Below are 16,981 nucleotides of genomic sequence, written 5' to 3'. Positions count from 1 at the left end.
GCACTGTTCTGTAGGAGCGAGGCTTGCCCGCGATGCTTTTTACGACCAGCACAATCCCAATCACGCTCAGCCGGCAATTGTCCCTGTGTTCGCCGCAGCCCCGGGCCTAGAATGCGGGCTCCCTCCATCAGGCTTTTGGGGTTCGCATGCACATCTCGTCCGGTCGCTGGGTCTATGGCTTGTTCCTCGCACTGCTTACGGCGCTGTTGTGGGGCATCCTGCCGATCAAGCTCAAGCAGGTGTTGCTGGTGATGGACCCGGTGACCGTGACCTGGTTTCGCCTGTTGGTGTCCGGTGGTTTCCTGCTGATCTACCTGGCGGCGGTCAAGCGTTTGCCGAGCTGGCGGGTGCTCGGGCCGCGCGGCGGCTGGCTGGTGCTGATGGCGGTCTTTGGGCTGGTGGGCAACTACGTGCTGTACCTGATGGGGCTGAACCTGCTGAGCCCCGGCACCGCACAGTTGGTGGTGCAGATGGGGCCGATCCTGCTGCTGATCGCCAGCCTGTTTGTGTTCAAGGAGCGTTTCAGCCTGGGGCAGGGCATTGGCCTGGCGGTGCTGCTGATCGGTTTCGGGCTGTTTTTCAACCAGCGCCTGACCGAGCTGCTGACGTCCCTGAGCAACTACACCGCCGGGGTGCTGACGGTGCTCGCCGCCTCGGCGGTCTGGACCTTCTACGCCCTGGGCCAGAAACAGTTGCTGACGGTGTGGAATTCCCTGCAGGTGATGATGGTGATCTACCTGTTCTGCGCGCTATTGCTCACGCCCTGGGCCCATCCCCTCGAGGCGCTGGAGTTGAGTCCGCTGCAAGGCTGGCTGTTGCTGGCCTGCTGCCTGAATACCCTGATCGCCTACGGTGCCTTCGCCGAAGCGCTGGCCCATTGGGAGGCGTCGCGGGTCAGCGCCACCCTGGCGATCACCCCCTTGGTGACCTTCGCCGCGGTGGCTGTGGCGGCCTGGTTGTGGCCCGAATATGTGCATGCCGAACAGATCAACGGCCTGGGTTATGGCGGGGCGGTGCTGGTGGTGCTGGGGTCGGCCTTGACGGCCCTGGGGCCATCGCTGATGGCCGGGCTCAAGGCGCGGCGGGGACGTATGCAAGTGCCGGAGAGTTAGGGCGCGTTATCATTGATCGCGGGCAAGCCCCTATCCTGTAGGAGCGAGGCTTGCCCGCGATAGCGTCAGTTCAATCACCGCCTTCCATCAGCCCTGCTTGCCAGCCTCCAGCATGTTTTCCGGCCGCACCCAGGCATCGAACTCTTCGTCCGTCAGATACCCCAGCTCCAGGGCCGCTTCACGCAAGGTGCGGTTCTCGGCATAGGCCTTCTTGGCGATCTCGGCGGACTTGTCGTAGCCGATATGGGTGTTGAGCGCGGTGACCAGCATCAGCCCGCGTTCCAGGTGGTCGGCCATCTGCACCGGGTCGGGCTCCAGCCCGGCGATGCAGTGCTGCTGGAAGTTGCTGCAGCCGTCGGCGAGCAGGCGTACCGATTGCAGCAGGTTGTGGATGATCACCGGCTTGAATACGTTCAGCTGCAGGTGGCCCTGGCTGGCGGCGAAGCCGATGGCGACGTCGTTGCCCATCACCTGGCACGCCAGCATCGACAGGGCTTCGCACTGGGTCGGGTTGACCTTGCCTGGCATGATCGAGCTGCCCGGTTCGTTGGCCGGCAGTCTGACCTCGGCCAGCCCGGCGCGTGGCCCGGAGCCCAGCAGGCGCAGGTCGTTGGCGATTTTCATCAGGCACACCGCCAGGGTCTTCAGGGCGCCGGAGAGGGTGGTCAGGGGTTCATGGCCGGCGAGGGCGGCGAACTTGTTCGGCGCGGTAACAAACGGCAGTCCGGACAAGGCCGCCAGCTCGGCGGCGATCGCCTCGCCGAAACCGTGGGGCGAGTTCAGCCCGGTACCGACGGCGGTACCGCCCTGGGCCAGTTCGCAGACCGCCGGCAGGGCCGCGCGAATGGCGCGCTCGGCGTAGTCCAGCTGCGCGATGAAGGCCGACAGCTCCTGGCCGAAGGTGATGGGCGTGGCGTCCATCATGTGGGTGCGCCCGGTCTTCACCAGCTTCATGTGGCGTGCCGCGAGTTCGGCCAGGCCGCCGGACAGCTCGGCGATCGACGGCAACAGATGCTGCTGCACCGCCTGGGCCGCGGCGATGTGCATCGCCGTGGGGAAGCAGTCGTTGGAGCTTTGCGAGCGATTCACGTGGTCGTTGGGGTGCACCGGCGACTTGCCGCCGCGCGGGTTGCCGGCCAGTTCGTTGGCGCGACCGGCGATCACCTCGTTGACGTTCATATTGCTCTGGGTGCCGCTGCCGGTCTGCCAGACCACCAGCGGGAACTGGTCGTCATGCTGGCCGTCCAGCACCTCGTCGGCGGCCTGTTCGATCAGCCGGGCGATATCGGCGGGCAGGTCGCCGTTGCGGTCGTTGACCCGGGCCGCGGCCTTCTTGATCAACGCCAGGGCATGCAGGACCGACAGCGGCATGCGCTCGTTGCCGATGGCGAAGTTGATCAGCGAACGCTGGGTCTGGGCGCCCCAATAGGCGTCGTCCGGGACTTCAACCTGGCCAAGGCTGTCGGTTTCGATTCGACTCATCGTGCTCACTCCTGTAGGTCTGATTGCGCAGTTTAGGCCGTGATCCACAGCCTGGGTTCCATAAAGCGCCTTTCTGTGTCATTTGGTCGAGCAAATGCAGGCACCACAAGGCTTGGGGTTGAGCGACAGAGTTTTTTAGGCGCAGAATGGTCGCCCTTGGGGTTATACCTCGCCTGCTAGAAAAGGAAACTCGATGACTCGTCTTCGTGCCATCTGTACCGCGGTTGCTCTGGTTTGCGCCAGCGGCCAGGTGCTTGCCGATACCGCCAGCCACAACGCCAGTGCCGAAGCTTTCCTGACCCTGGCGCACGCTGACAAGCTGGGCACTCCGGTGTACATGCAAGTGCAGCAAATGTTTGCTCAGCGTTTTGAACAGACCAAAGCCCCAGAGTCGAAAAAAGCCGTGCTGGAAACCTACCAGGCCAAGGCCAACGCCGCCCTGGACCAGGCCATCGGCTGGAACAAGCTGAAGCCGGACATGGTCAAGCTCTACACCAGCAACTTCAGCGAATCCGAGCTCAAGGACCTGGTGGCGTTCTACCAGTCGCCGCTGGGCAAGAAAGTCCTGGAAAAAATGCCGCAGCTGACCCAGCAATCGGCCCAGATGACCCAGGCCAAGCTGGAAAGCGCGGTACCGGTAGTCAACAAGCTGCTGGCCGACATGACCGCCGAGCTCGAGCCTAAGGCCGCACCGGCGAAGAAGAAGTAAGCGGAGCCAGGAATGACCATGCAACAACGTATCGAATCGGCACTGGGCGCATTGCAGCCTGAGCATTTGCAGGTTCTGGATGAAAGCCACATGCACAGCCGCGGCCTGGAGACCCACTTCAAGGCCGTGCTGGTCAGCGAGCAGTTTGCCGGGCTCAACAGCGTCAAGCGTCACCAGAAGGTCTACGCGACCCTGGGCGAGCTGATGGGCCAGTTCCATGCGTTGGCGCTGCATACCTACACGCCGCAAGAATGGGCGAAGATTGGCGTGGCCCCGGCCTCGCCGACCTGCGCTGGCGGCAGCAAGCATTAACCACAGGTTTTTTGCTAGAATCCGCAACGCGCCGCTCAGTCGGCGCGTTTTTTTTGCATCCGGTTCACCCTTTACGAGGGTAGCCACCTGGAGAATTACCCATGACACAACCGATTGTCGTGGCGGCACTGTATAAGTTCGTCACCCTCGAAGATTACGTTTCCCTGCGCGAACCGCTGCTCAACGCGATGCTCGACAACGGCATCAAGGGCACCCTGCTGATCGCCGAAGAAGGCATCAACGGCACCGTTTCCGGCAGCCGCGAAGGCATCGACGGGCTGCTGGCCTGGCTCAAGAACGACCCGCGCATGGTCGACATCGATCACAAGGAATCGTACTGCGACGAGCAGCCGTTCTACCGCACCAAGGTCAAGCTCAAGAAAGAGATCGTGACCCTGGGCGTGCCCGGCGTCGACCCGAACAAGAAGGTCGGCACCTATGTCGAGCCGCAGGACTGGAACGCGCTGATCAGCGACCCGCAAGTGCTGCTGATCGACACCCGCAACGACTATGAAGTGTCGATCGGCACCTTCGAAGGCGCCATCGACCCGAAGACCACCAGTTTTCGCGAGTTCCCCGACTACATCAAAGCCAACTTCGACCCGAGCAAGCACAAGAAGGTCGCGATGTTCTGCACCGGCGGCATTCGTTGTGAGAAGGCTTCGAGCTATATGCTCAGCGAAGGTTTCGGCGAGGTCTTCCACCTCAAGGGTGGCATCCTCAAGTACCTCGAAGAGGTGCCGCAGCAGGAGAGTAAATGGCAGGGCGACTGCTTCGTCTTCGATAATCGGGTGACCGTGCGTCACGACCTCAGCGAAGGCGACTACGATCAATGTCATGCCTGCCGCACGCCGGTAAGCGTTGAAGATCGCGCCAGCGAGCACTATGTACCGGGTATCAGCTGCCCGCATTGCTGGGACACGCTGAGCGAGAAAACCCGCCGCAGCGCCATCGACCGGCAGAAGCAGATTGAACTGGCCAAGGCTCGCAACATGCCGCACCCGATCGGTTACAACTACAAGCAATCTTCTTCCGAGGCCTGAGCCATGTCTGCCCGCCTGCTCTATGTGATGGACCCGATGTGTTCGTGGTGCTGGGGCTTCGCTCCGGTGGCCGAGGCCCTGGTCGAGCAGGCGCGCGCAGCGGGCGTCGAGTTGCATCTGGTGGTGGGCGGCCTGCGTACCGGCAGTGGCTCGGCACTGGAGCCGACCACTCGCCGCTACATCATCGAACACTGGCAGGCGGTCACCGAGGCCACCGGCCAGCCGTTCAAGTTCGAGGGCGCCTTGCCCGACGGTTTTGTCTATGACACCGAGCCTGCGTGCCGCGCCATTGTGACGGCGCGCAGCCTGGCGCCGGATTGCGCCTGGAAACTTTTGCGGCTGATCCAGCGGGCTTTTTACGTAGAAGGCCGGGATGTCACTCGCGCCAGCGTTCTGGTGGAACTGGCCGAAGCAGCGGGTGTGCCGCGCATCGAGTTCGCCGAGGCTTTCGATCGCGCCGAGCAGCATGCCGCCACCGCCGCCGATTTCACCTGGGTCCAGGACCTGGGGATCGCCGGCTTCCCGACCTTGCTGGCCGAACGCAATGGCCAGCTGGCCTTGTTGACCAATGGCTACCAGCCCCTGAGTGAGCTGTCTCCACTGCTCGGCCGCTGGCTGGAGCGTGCCGCCTGTGCGTGATCTGGTTGGTGATCCACAAGCGCCGGAACCCGTCGATCGCCTGAGCTGGGCGGAAGTCCGCCGGCTGGCACTGCAGCATAAAAAAGCGTTGTGGATCGCCAATGGCGTGGCCGTCCTGGCGACGCTGTGCAGCGTGCCGATCCCGTTGCTGCTGCCATTGCTGGTGGACGAAGTACTGCTGGGGCACGGCGATGCCGCGCTGAAGGTGATGAACCACGCCTTGCCCGCGGGCTGGCAGAGCGCCGCCGGCTATATCGGCCTGATGTTGCTGATCACCCTGATGCTGCGTTGCTCGGCGCTGCTGTTCAACGTGCTGCAGGCCCGGTTGTTTGCCGGGTTGGCCAAGGACATCGTCTATCGCATCCGCCTGCGGCTGATTGAGCGCCTCAAGCGCATTTCCCTGGGCGAATACGAAAGCCTGGGCAGCGGTACGGTGACGACTCACCTGGTCACCGACCTCGACACCCTGGACAAGTTTGTCGGCGAAACCCTCAGCCGTTTTCTGGTGGCCATGCTCACGCTGGTGGGCACCGCGGGGATCCTGATGTGGATGCACTGGCAACTGGCGCTGCTGATCCTGCTGTTCAACCCCCTGGTGATCTACGCCACGGTGCAGCTGGGCAAGCGGGTCAAGCACCTGAAGAAGCTCGAGAACGACAGCACCTCGCGGTTCACCCAGGCCCTGACCGAAACCCTGGATGCGATCCAGGAAGTCCGCGCGGGCAACCGCCAGGGCTTTTTCCTCGGCCGTCTCGGCCGGCGTGCCCAGGATGTGCGGGACTACGCGGTGGCTTCGCAATGGAAGAGCGACGCCTCCAATCGTGCCAGCGGGCTGCTGTTCCAGTTCGGGATCGATATCTTCCGCGCGGCGGCCATGCTCACCGTGCTGTTTTCCGATCTGTCCATCGGCCAGATGCTGGCCGTGTTCAGCTACCTGTGGTTCATGATCGGCCCGGTGGAACAACTGCTGAACCTGCAATACGCCTACTACGCCGCCGGTGGCGCGCTGTCGCGCATCAACGAGCTGCTGTCGCGGGCCGACGAGCCGCAGTACGCCGGCGGTGTCGACCCGTTCCAGGGGCGCGAGACCGTGGGGATCGAAGTCAGTGGCCTGAGCTTCGGCTACGGCGACGAGCTGGTGCTGGACCAGATGAACCTGTCGATCGAGCCGGGGGAGAAGGTGGCGATCGTCGGCGCCAGCGGCGGCGGCAAAAGTACCCTGGTGCAGCTGTTGCTGGGGCTCTATACACCGCAGGCGGGCGTGATTCGTTTTGGCGGCAAGACCCAGCAGGAAATCGGCCTGGAAACCCTGCGCGAAAACGTGGCGGTGGTGTTGCAGCATCCGGCGCTGTTCAACGACAGCATCCGCGCCAACCTGACCATGGGCCGCGAGCGCAGCGACGAGGCCTGTTGGCGGGCGCTGGAGATCGCCCAGCTGGATTCGACGGTGCGCGCCCTGGCCAACGGCCTGGACAGTGTGGTCGGCCGTTCCGGCGTGCGTCTGTCCGGCGGCCAGCGCCAGCGCCTGGCGATCGCGCGGATGGTTCTGGCCGAGCCCAAGGTGGTGATCCTCGACGAGGCCACTTCCGCCCTGGACGCCGCCACCGAGTACAATCTGCACCAGGCGCTGACGCGTTTCCTGCATGGCCGGACCACCCTGATCATTGCCCACCGCCTGTCCGCGGTAAAACAGGCGGATCGGGTTCTGGTGTTCGATGGCGGACAGATTGCCGAAGATGGCGACCATCAGCAGCTAATTGCCGACGGCGGCCTTTACGCCAAGCTTTACGGGCATTTGCAGCAAGTCCAACGACCTTGAGTTTTATCCGGTTTTCTGTGCTTAGTGCTTGAATTCTCTGGTGGAAATGACCCTCCTGGGGCACGGCCCTGTCGTGTCTCGACTGGCAGCGTGTTCGAACGTCATAGCCTGTGCGTTCGAAGCCGCGGAAATTAGCCTAGTCTGTGCTGTCAGGAGCGTTATTTTCTCGGGTGTTCATCTGGCAGTGCTTATGCAAGGGACCTCATGAAGCAAAAGCGGACTCTCGGAACGCCACGGTTATTGGGCATCGTCTGGCCATTTATTGCGGTGGTGTTGTTTCAAGCGCTGTTGGGTGGCCTCAGCTTATATGTCCTTTCGGCGGTACGTGGTTACGTTGCCGGGGAGAGCCTTTGGTCCAAGGGCCAGAAGGACGCCATCTACTACCTCAATCTCTACGCCGACAGCCGCGACGAATCGATCTTCCTGAAGTACCAGAACGCCATTGCCGTGCCCCAGGGCGGGCATGAGCTGCGGGTCGCGCTGGATCAGCAACCGCCCGACCTGAATGCCGCGCGGGCGGGGATTCTCAAGGGCGGCAACCACCCCGACGACAGCGACAGTGTGATCTGGCTGTACCTGAACTTCCGCCATTTCAGCTACCTGGAAAAAGCCATCGACCTGTGGACCGTGGGCGACAGTTATCTGGTGCAGCTCGATAGCGTGGCCCATGAAATGCACCGCAGCATTACCAGCAACCAGGCCTCCGAAGCCGATATCCAGCGCTGGAAGAACCAGATTTTCGCCATCAACGATGGCGTAACGCCCGCGGCCAAGGCCTTTAGCGATGCACTGGGCGAGGGCTCGCGGGTCATCCTGCGGCTGTTGCTGATCACCAACCTGGCCACCGCGCTGGGGCTGATTGTCCTGGCGTTGCTGCGCACCCATAAGCTGCTGGCCCAGCGTCATGAATTTGCCAGCGCCCTGCAGCTGGAGAAGGAGCGGGCGCAGATCACCCTGCAATCCATTGGCGACGGTGTGATCACCACCGATGTGGATGGTGCTATCGCCTACATGAACCCGGCCGCCGAGGAAATGACCCACTGGAAGGCCGAGCAGGCCGTGGGGCTGCCGCTGGCGGCCTTGTTCAATCTGCTCGATGAAAATGCCCAGACCGACGGCTTCACCCTGATCGAGCATATCCTCAGCGGCCAGCTCAGTGGTGGCAGCGAGCATTCGAAGCTGATCCAGCGCCTGGATGGCAGCACGGTGTCGGTGACCCTGGTCGGCGCGCCTATCCAGAACGCCGGCAAGGTCAGCGGCACGGTGCTGGTGCTGCACGACATGACCCAGGAACGCCAGTACATCGCCAATCTGTCCTGGCAGGCGACCCACGATGCCTTGACCGGCCTGGCGAACCGCCGCGAGTTCGAATACCGCCTGGAGCAGGCGCTGCACAACCTGAGCCGGCAGTCGGGGCGGCATGCGCTGATGTTTCTCGACCTGGACCAGTTCAAGCTGGTCAACGACACCTGCGGCCATGCGGCAGGTGACGAGTTGCTCCGGCATATCTGCGCCTTGCTCCAGTCGGGCCTGCGCGAGGGCGATACCCTGGCGCGCCTGGGCGGCGACGAATTCGGCATCCTGCTGGAGAACTGCTCGCCGGAAGCGGCGGAAAAGATCGCCGAAGGCCTGCGCCAGACGGTGCAGAACCTGCACTTTGTCTGGAAGGGCCGGCCCTTCGTGACCACGGTCAGTATCGGCCTGGTGCACGTGGCGCACACCCCGACCACCCTCGAAGCATCACTGCGGGCAGCGGACATGGCGTGCTACATGGCCAAGGAGAAAGGGCGCAACCGGGTCCAGGTCTATCACGCGGACGACTCGGAGCTGTCCCTGCGGTTCGGTGAAATGGCCTGGGTCCAGCGCCTGCACATGGCCCTGGAGGAAAACCGCTTCTGTCTTTATGCCCAGGAAATAGCCGCCCTGGGGCATGTGGACCGGCTTGGCGGGCATATCGAGATTCTGCTGCGCCTGCACGACGAGGCCGGGCGGATGATCCTGCCCGACAGCTTCATTCCGGCCGCCGAGCGTTACGGCCTGATGACCTCTCTGGACCGTTGGGTAGTGGAGAATGTGTTCAAGATCATCGCCGAATGCATCCGCGAGGAGCGTGAAGGGCCGCTGGCGATGTGTGCGATCAATCTCTCGGGCGCGACCATCGGCGACGAGGCTTTCCTGGACTTCCTGCGCGAGCAGTTCATTGTCCATGGTGTGCCGCCGGACCTGATTTGTTTTGAAATCACCGAGACCAGCGCTATCTCCAATCTCGGCAGTGCGATTCGATTTATCAACGAGCTCAAGGGCTTGGGCTGCCATTTTTCGTTGGACGACTTTTGCGCGGGAATGTCGTCATTCGCTTATCTCAAACATTTGCCTGTAGACTTCCTGAAGATCGATGGAAGTTTCGTAAAGGATATGCTGGACGACCCGATCAATCGCGCGATGGTCGAGGTGATCAACCATATCGGTCATGTGATGGGCAAACGCACGATTGCCGAGTTTGTCGAAACACCGCAGATTGAGCAGGCATTGTTGGAGATCGGCGTGGATTACGCTCAGGGCTACCTGATCGAGCGCCCGCAACTCTTTACCTGCGACAGCCTGCAGTGCCGGCCTTCACGACCACAGCCTCTGCTATTCAAGGCTCCTGGCACGTTCCGTTGAATCTCTCGCTGATCCGTACCATCACCATCAAAAGGAGCCCCGACAGTGATCGACGCATTCAACAGGACCGGTCCGCTCATGGACGCTGCAAGCTATCCGGCCTGGGCCCAGCAGCTGATCCAGGATTGCAGCGAGAGCAAGCGCCGCGTGGTCGACCATGAACTGTACCAGCGCATGCGTGACAACAAGCTCAGCAACAAGACCATGCGCCAGTACCTGATCGGTGGCTGGCCGGTTGTCGAGCAGTTCGCCCTGTACATGGCGCAGAACCTGACCAAGACCCGTTTTGCCCGTCACCCCGGTGAAGACATGGCGCGGCGCTGGCTGATGCGCAATATCCGGGTCGAGCTCAATCATGCCGATTACTGGGTGAACTGGAGTCGCGCCCACGGCGTGAGCCTGGAAGATCTGCAGGAGCAGCAGGTCCCTCCGGAGCTGCATGCCTTGAGTCATTGGTGCTGGCACACCAGCTCCGCCGATTCGCTGATCGTGGCGATCGCTGCGACCAACTACGCAATCGAGGGGGCAACGGGTGAGTGGTCGGCGCTGGTCTGCTCCACTGGCGTGTATGCGGCGGCCTTTCCCGAAGAAGAGCGCAAGCGGGCGATGAAGTGGCTGAAAATGCATGCCCAGTACGACGATGCGCATCCTTGGGAGGCGCTGGAAATCATCTGCACCCTGGCCGGCATGAAGCCGAGCAAAGCCTTGCAGAGCGAACTGCGCCAGGCGATCTGCAAGAGTTATGACTACATGTACCTGTTCCTGGAGCGTTGCCTGCAACAGGAAAAGACCCCCGCGGTCCGTGAGCGGATGGCACTGGTCGAAGGTTGAGTGGCTGCCTCCGATGGAGGCGGCCCAGCGTTCTTCAGCCGGCCATCGCCAGGCGATTGCGGCCTTCGCGCTTGGCCACGTACAGCGCGCTGTCCGCACGGCGTAGCAGGCTCTCGGCTGATTCCCCCGGCAGCAGGGTCGAGCAACCCAGGCTGACCGTCAGCTCGATCAACTTGCCATCCGCCCAGTAATCCTTGGCCTGGGCCGCCTGGCGCAGCCGTTCTCCCACCATGGCGGCAGCATCGCGGCCGGTGTTGGACAGCAGGATCAGGAACTCCTCGCCGCCAAAACGAAACACCATGTCGACGTTGCGCAACTGCGCCTTGATGGCCGCGGCAACGGCCTTGAGCACTTCATCGCCGGCGCTGTGGCCGTGGCTGTCGTTGATTCTCTTGAAGTGATCGATATCCAGCATCAGCAGTGACAGCGGGTGCAGGTGGCGGCGGGCCATTTCAATTTCCCGCTGCAGCGTCTGGTCCATGGCGATCCGGTTGCCGGTGTCGGTCAAGGGATCGCGCAGGGCGCTACGGGTGACGGCCCGATAGAGCAGGGCATTGCGCATCGGGTAAAGCAGGGTGGACAGCAGGGATTCCAGATGGCTCTGTTCCTGGTCGCTGAAGCGCTGATTGCGCCGAAACACCAGCTCACCCATGGTCTCGCCTTCATGGCTCAGGCTGTAGCTGATGGAGTGGTGGCCGCGCTGGCCGAATTCCAGGCGCAGGTCGCTGGGCTTGTGCTGGTAAACCAGGGCATCCAGGGGCACAAGGCGTTGGGTTTCGCGGAAGAACAGGCCGAGAATGCGTTGCGGTTCCAGGCTGGTCTGCAATTGCAGGCTCAGTTGCTGGCGCAGCTGGGCGAGGCTGACCGGGCGTTGCAGGAGTGGTGACTGCTGGCCAAAGCCCAGGCGTTGCAATTTGGCACTATCGAAGTCAATTGCGTTGGTCTGGGTCGGTGTTTTCATATGGCGTGAGCCCCTGAGCACGTAATGCAATCTTTACTGGCTGGGTGAGAGCGGCTCATGGCTGCACGTCATACTGTTCCATCAGTCCCGCAGGACAAAGTGCCCACAGTCTAATCCGCTTTAGAGCCCGTTATAAGCCCCGACCCGATCGCCGCCGAGTTTCGCCAATACACTGCCTATCTGAGGGAGATTAGAGCGAAAGGCGTGCCATTTGCTTCATCTGAGCAAAATGCTTTTGAATTCAGATGGTTGGCTGACAGTGCCGAGGTTTGGCGTGGCCAAGGGTGGCATTTGTCTGGCGATGGCTCGGCAAAGGCCGGCGAAGAAAGGAGCGCCGCGACGATATTCCGCCGCGGCCAAAGAAAGGATTACTGGGCGTCGAATGCCTGGCCGTTGATCCCGCTACTGTCCGGACCCATGAGGTACAGGTAGACCGGCATGATCTCCTCGGGGGCCGGGTTGTTGCTCGGATTTTCCCCCGGGTAGGCCTGGGCGCGCATGCTGGTGCGGGTAGCGCCCGGATTGACGCTGTTGGCGCGCACCGGGGCGACGCCGTCGACTTCGTCGGCCAGGGTCTGCATCAGGCCTTCGGTGGCGAACTTCGAAACGCCATAGGCGCCCCAGTAGGCACGGCCCTTGCGGCCAACGCTGCTGGAGGTGAACACCACCGAGGCGTCCTGGGACAGCTTGAGCAGCGGCAGCAGGGTACTGGTCAGCATGAACATGGCGTTGACGTTGACTTGCATCACACGCATGAAGTTCTCGCCCGACAGCTGTTCCAGCGGCGTGCGTGGACCAATGATCGAGGCGTTATGCAGCAGGCCGTCGAGGTGGCCGAACTCGGCTTCGACCATGGCGGCCAGTTCGTCGTACTGGTGCGGCAGGGCGGTTTCCAGATTGAACGGAATCACCACCGGCTGAGGATGGCCGGCGGCTTCGATCTCGTCGTAGACCTGGGTCAGGTTGGCTTCGGTCTTGCCCAGCAGCAGCACGGTGGCGCCGTGGGCGGCGAAGGTCTTGGCGGCAGCGGCACCGATGCCGCGGCCAGCGCCGGTGACCAGGATGACCCGATCCTTGAGCAGTTCGGGGCGGGCGGAATAATCAAACATAAAAACCTCGGGAAATCAGAAGCGAAAGCCTGGGCCGGTCAGCAGCTGCACAGCGCCTGATCCAGGACCTGGCGCAGTTCCAGTGGGTGATCGACCACCACGTCGGCGCCCCAATGCTTGGGATTGTCGTCCGGATGGATGTAGCCGTAGGTCACGGCGGCGGTCCTGGTGCCTGCATCGCGGCCCGATTCGATGTCGCGCAGGTCGTCGCCGACGAACAGGACGCTGGCCGGGTCGAGGTCGAGCATCTTGCACGCGAGGATCAACGGTTCCGGATCGGGTTTGCTGTTCTTTACGTGGTCCGGGCAGATCAGCAGGGCGGAACGTTCCGCCAGGCCCAGCTGCTGCATGATCGGCTCGGCAAAGCGCACCGGCTTGTTGGTGACCACGCCCCAGAGCAGATTGGCCTTCTCGATATCGGCCAGCAGCTCGGCCATGCCGTCGAACAGCTTGCTGTGCACCGCGCAATGCTTGAGGTAGCGCTCCAGGAACTCCAGGCGCAGTTCCTCGAAGCCCGGGGATTCCGGGTCCATCGAGAAGGTCACGGCCACCATCGCCCGGGCGCCGCCGGAGATTTCGTCGCGAATATGCTTGTCCGCGATCGGCGCCAGGCCGCGGTCGGCGCGCATGGCCTGGCAGATGGCGATGAAGTCCGGCGCGGTGTCGAGCAGGGTGCCGTCCATGTCGAAAAGAACTGCTCTGATACGCATGGGCTTATTCCTCTCGCAGGGTCTGGATCATGTAGTTGACGTCGACGTCGGCGGCCAGCTTGTAGTGTTTGGTCAGCGGGTTGTAGGTCAGGCCGATGATGTCCTTGACGGTCAGGCCGGCGTCGCGGCTCCAGGCACCCAGTTCGGAAGGACGGATGAATTTCTTGAAGTCATGGGTGCCGCGTGGCAGCAGCTTCATGATGTATTCGGCGCCGATGATGGCGAACAGGTAGGCCTTTGGATTGCGGTTGATGGTGGAGAAGAACACCTGGCCGCCGGGCTTGACCATGCGGAAGCAGGCGCGGATCACCGAGGACGGGTCCGGTACGTGCTCGAGCATCTCCAGGCAGGTGACGACGTCGAACTGCTCGGGCATCTCCTCGGCCAGGGCTTCGGCGGTGATCTGCCGGTATTCGACGTTCACCCCGGACTCCAGTTGATGCAGCTGTGCCACCGCCAGCGGGGCCTCGCCCATGTCGATGCCGGTTACCGTGGCGCCGCGCTGGGCCATGGCTTCGCTGAGGATGCCGCCGCCGCAACCGACGTCGAGGACTTTCTTGCCAGCCAGGTTGACGCGCTCGTCAATCCAGTTGACCCGCAGCGGGTTGATATCGTGCAGCGGCTTGAATTCGCTTTCGCGGTCCCACCAGCGATGGGCGAGGGCTTCGAATTTGGCGATTTCGGCGTGGTCGACGTTGCTCATGGGTAATCCTCTGAATCTGGAAAATGCTTGCTATCGGTCTCGAGCCGCGGCTCGAGGGTTCCTGCTATTCGGTATGGCCGCTGATGCGCCGGCCCCAGGCTGTCGCCGTGGCGTGCAGCTGTTGTTCGTCCAGGCGCGTCAGGCGCCGGTCGTCGAGCAATTGCTTGCCGGCGACCCAAAGGTGTTTCACGCAATCGCGGCCGGTGGCATATATAAGCTGCGAAACCGGGTCGTAGATCGGTTGCTGCGCCAGGCCAGACAGGTCGAAGGCCACCAGGTCCGCGGCCTTGCCGAGTTCCAGCGAGCCGATTTCGCTCTCCAGGCCCAGGGCCCGCGCGCCGTTGAGCGTGGCCATGCGCAGTGCCTGGTGGGCATTCAGGGCGGTGGCCGAGCCCGCCACGGCCTTGGCCAGCAGCGCGGCGGTGCGGGTTTCGCCGAGCAGGTCCAGGTCGTTGTTGCTGGCGGCCCCATCGGTGCCTACTGCAACATTGACGCCAGCCTGCCACAGCCGTTCCACCGGGCAGAAGCCGCTGGCCAGTTTCAGGTTCGACTCCGGGCAATGAATGACATTGCTGTTGGTTTCTACCAGCAAAGCCAGGTCGTCATCGCTGATTTGGGTCATGTGTACGGCCTGGAAGCGCGGCCCGAGCAGTCCCAGCCGCGCCAGGCGGGCCAGGGGCCGTTCACCGTGCCGGGCGATGGCCTGTTCCACCTCGAAGGCGGTTTCATGGACATGCATATGAATGGATGCATCGAGTTCTTCGGCAATGATCCGGATCTTCTCCAGGTTTTCGTCGCCGACCGTATAGGGCGCGTGGGGGCCGAAGGTGATCTTGATGCGCGGATGATGCTTGAGGTCGCTGAACAGCTCGACGCCCTGGCGGATGGCCTCGTCGGCGCTGTGGGCGCCCGGAATCGGAAAGTCGAGGATCGGAATGGCGATCTGCGCCCGAATGCCGCTGTTGTGCACGCGCTCGCTGGCAACCTTCGGGAAGAAGTACATGTCGGAAAAACAGCTGATGCCGCCTTTGAGCTGTTCGGCGATGGCCAGGTCGGTACCGTCGCGGACGAAGGCTTCATCGACCCATTTGGCTTCGGCGGGCCAGATGTGGTTTTCCAGCCAGGTCATCAGCGGCAGGTCGTCGGCCAGGCCGCGGAACAGGGTCATCGCCGCGTGTCCATGGGCATTGATCAGGCCGGGGCTGAGCAACATGCCGGGCAGTTCGCGGACCTCGGCAGCCTGCAGCTTCAAGGCGTCGGCACGCGGGCCGATGAACACGATGCGGCCGTCGCGGATACCCAGGCCGTGCTCCTTGAGCACTACGCTGGCCGGTTCAACAGGCACCAGCCAGGTCGGCAACAGGAGTAGGTCGAGCGCAACGACAGGGTTCGGCATCGAAGATCGGTTCCAGGGCGTTTGTGGAGGATGGCGAAGTATACCCGAGCGTCTTCGCCGGGGGATCGCTATAATCGGCGGCTTTTGTTCATGAGTGCGGGGTGAGGGATGCGCGACCGACTGTTGGCTGCGGAGAAGGTGAAGGCCATCGATTGGCGGGATGACGCCCTGTATCTGCTCGATCAGCGTATTTTGCCCTTCGAAGAGCGCTGGATCGCCTACACCAGTGCGGCCGGCGTCGCAGAGGCCATTCGCGAAATGGTGGTGCGTGGTGCGCCGGCGATCGGTATCAGCGCCGCGTATGGCGTGGTCCTGGCCGCGCGCGCACGTTTTGTCGCCGGTGGCGACTGGCAGGCGGCGATGGAGGAAGACTTTGCGCTGCTCGCCGATTCGCGCCCGACCGCGGTCAACCTGTTCTGGGCGCTGAACCGCATGCGTGAGCGCCTGGAGCGCCTCAAGGACCACGCCGACCCGCTGGCGGTGCTGGAAGCGGAAGCCCTGGCCATTCATGAAAGCGACCGCGAAGCCAACCTGACCATGGCCCAATTAGGTGTTGACCTGATTCGCCGGCATCAGGGCAATGCCCAGGCCATCCTGACCCATTGCAACACCGGCGCCCTGGCGACCGGAGGCTTCGGCACGGCCCTGGGGGTGATTCGCGGGGCCTTTATCGAGGGGATGGTCGAACGGGTATATGCCAATGAGACCCGTCCCTGGCTGCAAGGCTCGCGGCTGACCGCCTGGGAGCTGGCCAACGAAGGCATCCCGGTGACCTTGAATGCCGACTCCGCTGCCGCGCATATCATGAAAACCAAGGGCGTGACCTGGGTGATCGTCGGCGCCGACCGCATTACTGCCAACGGCGACGTGGCGAACAAGATCGGCACCTATCAGCTGGCGGTCAATGCGATGCACCACGGCGTGCGTTTCATGGTGGTCGCGCCGAGTTCGACCATCGACATGGCCCTGGCCAGCGGCGAAGACATTCCGATCGAAGAGCGTGATGGCAAGGAGTTGCTCGAGGTCGGTGGCAAGCGGGTAGGGGCGGATGTGGAGGCCTACAACCCGGTATTCGACGTCACCCCGGCGGACCTGATCGACGCCATCGTCACCGAGAAAGGCATCGTCGAGCGTCCCGACACCGCAAAAATGGCCCAGTTGATGTGCCGCAAGCGCCTGCACTGAGGTCATTTTGCAAGAGGTTTCGCTGACGGCTGCCGTGGGGCGGTCGTCAGTCCGGGAAAAAATCTGCATTTAAGTGCGGAATCCGCCTCTGAGCTTCTCTCGTCTCTTATCAGCCTGTCACCGGTCAACTAACTATGCTCCATGCGCATCAGGGGGATAGGTGCGTGGCGGCGATTGTGATAACATCCGGCGGTTTCCAAGGTGGTCCGAAGTGACCGCCTTCACTGCGCAAATCCATGGCATAACTTGTTGATTTGTCGTAAGTCGGTGCATGGCACTAGGCCTGCAGCGGCGAGCTTCGTTCGT

Annotated in this window: 15 protein-coding genes; 9 read left to right on the top strand and 6 right to left on the bottom strand. The window is 62.6% G+C overall.

Going from position 1 to position 16,981, the window contains the following annotated elements; translation table 11 throughout:
* Positions 1-146 precede the first annotated feature (146 nt).
* Positions 147-1,112 (top strand): DMT family transporter, encoded by a 966-nt coding sequence (locus PVZ78_RS03535; protein WP_124311859.1) that lies wholly within the window; start codon positions 147-149, stop codon positions 1,110-1,112.
* Positions 1,113-1,199: 87 nt separating this feature from the next.
* Here PVZ78_RS03535 and PVZ78_RS03530 read toward each other — a convergent pair whose 3' ends face one another.
* A complete protein-coding gene (locus PVZ78_RS03530) occupies positions 1,200-2,594 on the bottom strand; it encodes a class II fumarate hydratase (RefSeq protein WP_009050179.1) in 1,395 nt (464 codons plus the stop codon).
* A gap of 193 nt (positions 2,595-2,787) precedes the next feature.
* On the opposite strand from PVZ78_RS03530, the gene PVZ78_RS03525 reads away from it, so the two are divergent.
* From PVZ78_RS03525 to PVZ78_RS03495, 7 genes are all read left to right on the top strand, one after another.
* Positions 2,788-3,303, top strand: coding sequence for a DUF2059 domain-containing protein (locus PVZ78_RS03525; protein WP_009045024.1), 516 nt, complete (start codon positions 2,788-2,790; stop codon positions 3,301-3,303).
* A 12-nt stretch (positions 3,304-3,315) separates the two neighbouring features.
* Complete coding sequence (locus PVZ78_RS03520; protein ID WP_009050178.1) at positions 3,316-3,615, top strand: BolA family protein; 300 nt, start codon at positions 3,316-3,318, stop codon at positions 3,613-3,615.
* A 101-nt stretch (positions 3,616-3,716) separates the two neighbouring features.
* The gene (gene trhO / locus PVZ78_RS03515) at positions 3,717-4,658 is read left to right on the top strand and encodes an oxygen-dependent tRNA uridine(34) hydroxylase TrhO (RefSeq protein ID WP_038634177.1); all 942 of its coding nucleotides are present in this window, start codon (positions 3,717-3,719) and stop codon (positions 4,656-4,658) included.
* A gap of 36 nt (positions 4,659-4,694) precedes the next feature.
* Complete coding sequence (locus tag PVZ78_RS03510; protein WP_198920106.1) at positions 4,695-5,297, top strand: DsbA family protein; 603 nt, start codon at positions 4,695-4,697, stop codon at positions 5,295-5,297.
* The gene (locus PVZ78_RS03505; protein ID WP_009050175.1) at positions 5,290-7,116 is read left to right on the top strand and encodes an ABC transporter ATP-binding protein; all 1,827 of its coding nucleotides are present in this window, start codon (positions 5,290-5,292) and stop codon (positions 7,114-7,116) included. Before PVZ78_RS03510 ends, PVZ78_RS03505 begins: the two co-directional genes overlap by 8 nt.
* A gap of 204 nt (positions 7,117-7,320) precedes the next feature.
* The gene (locus tag PVZ78_RS03500; protein ID WP_009050174.1) at positions 7,321-9,780 is read left to right on the top strand and encodes an EAL domain-containing protein; all 2,460 of its coding nucleotides are present in this window, start codon (positions 7,321-7,323) and stop codon (positions 9,778-9,780) included.
* A gap of 78 nt (positions 9,781-9,858) precedes the next feature.
* Positions 9,859-10,611, top strand: a complete 753-nt coding sequence (locus tag PVZ78_RS03495) for a TenA family transcriptional regulator (RefSeq protein ID WP_246881993.1) — start codon at positions 9,859-9,861, stop codon at positions 10,609-10,611.
* 34 nt (positions 10,612-10,645) lie between these two features.
* On the opposite strand, the gene PVZ78_RS03490 is transcribed toward PVZ78_RS03495, so the two are convergent.
* The 5 genes from PVZ78_RS03490 to PVZ78_RS03470 form a co-directional block, all read right to left on the bottom strand.
* Positions 10,646-11,572 carry a GGDEF domain-containing protein gene (locus tag PVZ78_RS03490; protein ID WP_273828227.1) on the bottom strand — a complete coding sequence of 309 codons (927 nt, stop codon included), beginning with the start codon at positions 11,570-11,572 and terminating at the stop codon, positions 10,646-10,648.
* A gap of 368 nt (positions 11,573-11,940) precedes the next feature.
* Positions 11,941-12,681: a YciK family oxidoreductase gene (locus PVZ78_RS03485; protein WP_016704371.1), complete on the bottom strand. Its 741-nt coding sequence runs from the start codon at positions 12,679-12,681 to the stop codon at positions 11,941-11,943.
* Between the two features lie 38 nt (positions 12,682-12,719).
* Entirely contained in the window at positions 12,720-13,391 is a 672-nt protein-coding gene (mupP, locus tag PVZ78_RS03480) for an N-acetylmuramic acid 6-phosphate phosphatase MupP (RefSeq protein WP_007932213.1), read from the bottom strand.
* Positions 13,392-13,395: 4 nt separating this feature from the next.
* Complete coding sequence (gene ubiG, locus PVZ78_RS03475) at positions 13,396-14,094, bottom strand: bifunctional 2-polyprenyl-6-hydroxyphenol methylase/3-demethylubiquinol 3-O-methyltransferase UbiG (RefSeq protein WP_007932212.1); 699 nt, start codon at positions 14,092-14,094, stop codon at positions 13,396-13,398.
* Between the two features lie 64 nt (positions 14,095-14,158).
* Positions 14,159-15,490 (bottom strand): TRZ/ATZ family hydrolase, encoded by a 1,332-nt coding sequence (locus tag PVZ78_RS03470; protein ID WP_009050170.1) that lies wholly within the window; start codon positions 15,488-15,490, stop codon positions 14,159-14,161.
* Positions 15,491-15,598: 108 nt separating this feature from the next.
* On the opposite strand from PVZ78_RS03470, the gene mtnA reads away from it, so the two are divergent.
* Positions 15,599-16,675 (top strand): S-methyl-5-thioribose-1-phosphate isomerase, encoded by a 1,077-nt coding sequence (gene mtnA / locus PVZ78_RS03465; RefSeq protein WP_016704368.1) that lies wholly within the window; start codon positions 15,599-15,601, stop codon positions 16,673-16,675.
* Positions 16,676-16,981 lie beyond the last annotated feature (306 nt).

The sequence above is a fragment of the Pseudomonas sp. SBT1-2 genome (assembly GCF_028640875.1).
Taxonomy (GTDB): domain Bacteria; phylum Pseudomonadota; class Gammaproteobacteria; order Pseudomonadales; family Pseudomonadaceae; genus Aquipseudomonas; species Aquipseudomonas chlororaphis_I.
Note: the sequence above shows the minus strand (reverse complement) of the source record. Positions and strands in the feature narration are given on the sequence as shown.

Excerpts from the sequence above, each read along its gene's own strand:
- PVZ78_RS03535 (WP_124311859.1), top strand. The coding sequence starts at position 147 with ATGCACATCTCGTCCGGTCGCTGGGTCTATGGCTTGTTCCTCGCACTG.
- PVZ78_RS03530 (WP_009050179.1), bottom strand. The coding sequence starts at position 2,594 with ATGAGTCGAATCGAAACCGACAGCCTTGGCCAGGTTGAAGTCCCGGAC.
- PVZ78_RS03525 (WP_009045024.1), top strand. The coding sequence starts at position 2,788 with ATGACTCGTCTTCGTGCCATCTGTACCGCGGTTGCTCTGGTTTGCGCC.
- PVZ78_RS03520 (WP_009050178.1), top strand. The coding sequence starts at position 3,316 with ATGACCATGCAACAACGTATCGAATCGGCACTGGGCGCATTGCAGCCT.
- trhO (WP_038634177.1), top strand. The coding sequence starts at position 3,717 with ATGACACAACCGATTGTCGTGGCGGCACTGTATAAGTTCGTCACCCTC.
- PVZ78_RS03510 (WP_198920106.1), top strand. The coding sequence starts at position 4,695 with ATGTGTTCGTGGTGCTGGGGCTTCGCTCCGGTGGCCGAGGCCCTGGTC.
- PVZ78_RS03500 (WP_009050174.1), top strand. The coding sequence starts at position 7,321 with ATGAAGCAAAAGCGGACTCTCGGAACGCCACGGTTATTGGGCATCGTC.
- PVZ78_RS03495 (WP_246881993.1), top strand. The coding sequence starts at position 9,859 with ATGGACGCTGCAAGCTATCCGGCCTGGGCCCAGCAGCTGATCCAGGAT.
- PVZ78_RS03490 (WP_273828227.1), bottom strand. The coding sequence starts at position 11,572 with ATGAAAACACCGACCCAGACCAACGCAATTGACTTCGATAGTGCCAAA.
- PVZ78_RS03485 (WP_016704371.1), bottom strand. The coding sequence starts at position 12,681 with ATGTTTGATTATTCCGCCCGCCCCGAACTGCTCAAGGATCGGGTCATC.
- mupP (WP_007932213.1), bottom strand. The coding sequence starts at position 13,391 with ATGCGTATCAGAGCAGTTCTTTTCGACATGGACGGCACCCTGCTCGAC.
- ubiG (WP_007932212.1), bottom strand. The coding sequence starts at position 14,094 with ATGAGCAACGTCGACCACGCCGAAATCGCCAAATTCGAAGCCCTCGCC.
- PVZ78_RS03470 (WP_009050170.1), bottom strand. The coding sequence starts at position 15,490 with ATGCCGAACCCTGTCGTTGCGCTCGACCTACTCCTGTTGCCGACCTGG.
- mtnA (WP_016704368.1), top strand. The coding sequence starts at position 15,599 with ATGCGCGACCGACTGTTGGCTGCGGAGAAGGTGAAGGCCATCGATTGG.